General features: G+C 44.0%; 1 pseudogene. It reads left to right on the top strand.

What is annotated here, in order from left to right:
• Nucleotides 1–165: 165 nt before the first annotated feature.
• Nucleotides 166–1,247 (top strand): annotated as a pseudogene (locus BACCOP_RS21595) (IS66 family transposase); the annotation flags it as partial.

Raw genomic sequence — 1,247 nt, forward strand, 5'->3', positions numbered from 1 at the left:
CCGGATACAATGGTCGGACATGGCCTATCTTACTGAAAGTATAGTAGTTGACAAGATGTACGTCAGTCCGAAAGATTAATATTAATACATTGATTATCAACAAAATGATACAAAATAAACGATAAAGAGTTTGCGTAACTGCCTGATTTTTCGTACCTTTATATCATGATTGATGAAAGGGCATACGAGTTACTTTGCTGCCAGCTGGGTCTGGCGAATGAGGAAAAGGCAGGGCTTCGCAAACAAGTAAACGAACTGATTGCGAGGCTTAAGGCTATTGAAGAATCAAACAAAGAGAACTCCAAGGCTCTGGTTGATACAATCAATGACCTCAAAGAATCCCTCGAAAAGCAATCGAGTACGGTTGAACATTACAGGAAAGAGATGGAACTTATGAGAAAGCAGCTTGAGGCAAAAGACGAGGTGAACATGATGCTGGCAAATGAGATATCCAATCTCAGGCTTCAGCTTGAGGGCAGCAGGAAACACCGTTTCGGCCGTACCTCAGAGCAAAGAAGGCTGCTGAACAACCGTAACATCGACAAGTCTGCAATGGAGAAGTCCGAGTACGACGGTTCTGGCAAGAAAGGTGATGATGATAATAAGACCGATGGTAACGGTACCGGCAGCAATACCTCTTCCGGTAACGTACCTGCACAGAACTGCAGGCCTTCAAGGAAAAAGGAAACTGCTCCCCGTGCAACAAAGACCAGGCTGAAGGTGGATAAAGTAATTGTTCATGAAATAGAAGACTATTACCAACTCCCGGATGGTGCAAGGCTTATGAAGCGTAACGGAATGGCTGATGTGTGGGAATACAGGTTTATAGAACATGTGCATGCTCATAACGTGGAGCATGTGTACTAGGTGGCAAGGGTAAAGCTTGCAGACGGCACTTTCACTAACACGATGGAGCATCCCTTGAAAAACCTTGGATGAATCTTTTCCCCTGATTTGCTTGCCCGTCTGCTTTGTCTGACATATGACTTCACTATGCCAGATAGCAGACAGATAACACTGCTTGCTACAAAAAGCATCCACATAAACAACACCACGCTGAACGGCTATATCCATAACGGAATCTCCAGACTTAGGGAGTTTATGGAAAATGTCTTCAAGGAGTTAGTACGACAGGCAAAATACCATTATGGTTGACGAGACGACTGAGCTTGTCGGAGTTGAAACACCGGAAGCGCAAGGCTTATTGGAGAAAGTATTTTATGGGCTTTTTTTGCAAACCATGTCAA

The organism is Phocaeicola coprocola DSM 17136 (genome assembly GCF_000154845.1).
GTDB classification, from domain to species: domain Bacteria; phylum Bacteroidota; class Bacteroidia; order Bacteroidales; family Bacteroidaceae; genus Phocaeicola; species Phocaeicola coprocola.